General features: G+C 60.0%; 3 protein-coding genes. All 3 read left to right on the top strand.

Going from position 1 to position 2,397, the window contains the following annotated elements; genetic code table 11:
- The first annotated feature begins 43 nt into the window (after positions 1–43).
- The gene (locus GEU01_RS24075) at positions 44–619 is read left to right on the top strand and encodes an LPD29 domain-containing protein (RefSeq protein ID WP_019087565.1); all 576 of its coding nucleotides are present in this window, start codon (positions 44–46) and stop codon (positions 617–619) included.
- Between the two features lie 122 nt (positions 620–741).
- Positions 742–1,344: a hypothetical protein gene (locus GEU01_RS20820; protein WP_019087564.1), complete on the top strand. Its 603-nt coding sequence runs from the start codon at positions 742–744 to the stop codon at positions 1,342–1,344.
- Between the two features lie 59 nt (positions 1,345–1,403).
- On the top strand, positions 1,404–1,877 hold the full coding sequence (locus GEU01_RS20815) for a hypothetical protein (protein ID WP_019087563.1): 474 nt from the start codon (positions 1,404–1,406) through the stop codon (positions 1,875–1,877).
- Positions 1,878–2,397: the final 520 nt, after the last annotated feature.

Genomic DNA, 2,397 nt, shown 5'->3' with positions numbered 1-2,397 from the left:
ACCACACCGGCCCCATGAAACCCACATATAGGAGGCTCACCCTATGCAAGCGCATTACCTGTCCGTTGCTGAAACCGCCCGGCTTCTCCGCAAAAGGCTGAAAAAGGCTTTCCCGGCCACACGCTTTAGCGTGCGTTCAAAGTCCTACAGCACCGGCGGGTCCATTTCGGTTTCATGGATGGACGGGCCAGCGGTGACGTTGGTTGAACCTCTTGTAAAGTCCTATCAGGCCGGGCGGTTTGATGGATCTATTGATCTTGCCGTATATGCCAAACACTGGCTGTTGCCGGATGGTTCTGTACAGGTTGCCAGCGACGAGGGCACAAAGGGGTGCGGGGGCGTGCTGGCTGCGGAGCGGAACTGGATGCCGTCACCAGATTGTAAGCTGGTCAGCCTTGGCGCTACTGCCATCTTTGCACGGCGCAGCCTTTCCCCGGATTATGCGGGCCGGATCATGGCACATTTGACCCGTAAAGGGCTGCCAGACGGCACGTTATCCATTCAGGATCGAGGCGACGGCAGCGCGGTGCTTGTGGGCCGCCTTGGCGGCAATCGGCATATGGTGCAGAACTGGCAGGAGCAAGCTACCAAGATGCACCGCCGATTTATGGTTGCATGACAAAATAAATGGCGGGAAGCCGGGATTTTTTCTTGCAATAATAATGTATCATGATACATTAACGACATGGGGGCGGGACACCACACCGGCCCCATGAAATCCACATATAGGAGGCTCACCCTATGAACCCGACCGAAAACCGCATTTTCATCCGTCCTGTCCGGCGCATCGAGGACGTACGCCGTGCGGACTGCCCGGCAAGCAATCCCCTGCATATCTTCGGGGAAGTCATTATGTCTGTTCCGGTTGCACCGAATGATACGGTTGCAGACGTGCGGCAGACCATTGCCACCATGCTCGAAGTACATGGCGCCGGGTTGGACGCCAGCAACAGCGAGAGCCAGACCCCTTATACCGCAGACGACTGGCAGAAGGCGGTGGCCGCTTTCGCCAGTGATCGGGCAGACACGGACGTATTCGACCCCACGGCCCTGCCTTACGACGACACCCCGGATCAGATGCGGTGGCCGACAAACTGGCTGGTGCAGGCCATCGCCATTGACGATCAGGCCGCTGCGCTGGATCTGTACATGGAAGTCTTAGGGCGGGCCGAGGCTGGGGAAAGCTGGCGGCTGGATATAGCCCCGGCCAGCTATCTGGATGATGAATGTTTCCGCCTGCCAGACGGTTCCTTATGGTCCCGGCAGGATGCGGCAGAGGATTCCGGCCGGAACACAGAGGATGGGCGGGCCATCACGTTGCGCGAGATCATGACACAGCATTGATAGGAAAGGGCGGAACGGCAGGCATCTGCCGTTCACGTTCCGGCAGAAAGGATAATACCATGTCCATTTCCCGCGATATTGTTGACATGACGCCCGATGGTACGCGGCACATCCTGACAGATGATGCCGGTTCCGTCCTGCTGATGGATTTTGCCTCCACGGGCAGTCTGGACGGCATAAGCCTGTGCGTAGGAGAGGAATCCTGTCTGTACGACACTACAGAAGACCTCTCCCGTCACCCGCTGGCAGAGCCGGGCCGATATGCCGGGTTTATTGCCGGGCTGACCCAATACAGCACCCTATCGGCGGCCCTTGCCGCCATCGGATGCAGTCTGCCCGTCGCCACACCACTACAGGCCGAGACTACGGAGAGCGCAAAAATCCGCCTGACCCGCTGCCTGTATGTTTATGCGGATCTGTACGCTGCCTTGAACTGTCTGCCCCCTGCGCAGGATGCGGCAGTATCCCATCTGTCCGCTAGGCTGGCACAGTATCCTGCGCCAGCCCGGCTATCCGAAGGAATGACCGCATGACCGGCAAGGACACATCCAATGTCCTCGCTACGGGGAAGGACGCTTTACGTAAAGCAGGAAAGTCGTAAAGTTTCTTTCCCCCTCTCCTGCCTGTTGTGATTGTTGGTTTTCCAAGGGTTTTTGGGTAATCGCGCCCGTTGGGCGCGATTAGCACTGGCTCTAGTTCGTAAGGCCGCGAGCCTGGCGGAGCCAGTCTCCCGACCAACTCACCGGAGCCAGCCCATGCGCTGCGCTCCTGGTCTGTCTCCGCCCATCCGGGTAACGATCCGCGCGACAACCCCCGATGCTAGGCCCCCAGCTTGGGGGCCGTCGCTGGTGCCATAATCCTCACTCCGCGCAAGCGGGCTGGTCCTCGCCATGCTCCCCATGCTCGCGCCTGTCCGTTGGCCAGGCGTTGCGCGTGGGTGCGCGTGGCTGCGGTCCCGGCCCTACGGGCCGCCGCTTGCGCTGCGCTGCGGGTCATGGCCCCCTGATGGTGTCGGGACGAGAGGCGTCCCGCTTCGCTAAGTGTTCGCCCGCG

The sequence above is a fragment of the Komagataeibacter europaeus LMG 18890 genome, from assembly GCF_000285295.1.
Taxonomy (GTDB): domain Bacteria; phylum Pseudomonadota; class Alphaproteobacteria; order Acetobacterales; family Acetobacteraceae; genus Komagataeibacter; species Komagataeibacter europaeus.
The sequence above is the reverse complement of the archived record's forward strand: the minus strand, read 5'-3'. Positions and strand labels throughout refer to the sequence as shown.

Coding starts and splice junctions, on each gene's coding strand:
- GEU01_RS24075 (WP_019087565.1), top strand. CDS start 44: ATGCAAGCGCATTACCTGTCCGTTGCTGAAACCGCCCGGCTTCTCCGC.
- GEU01_RS20820 (WP_019087564.1), top strand. CDS start 742: ATGAACCCGACCGAAAACCGCATTTTCATCCGTCCTGTCCGGCGCATC.
- GEU01_RS20815 (WP_019087563.1), top strand. CDS start 1,404: ATGTCCATTTCCCGCGATATTGTTGACATGACGCCCGATGGTACGCGG.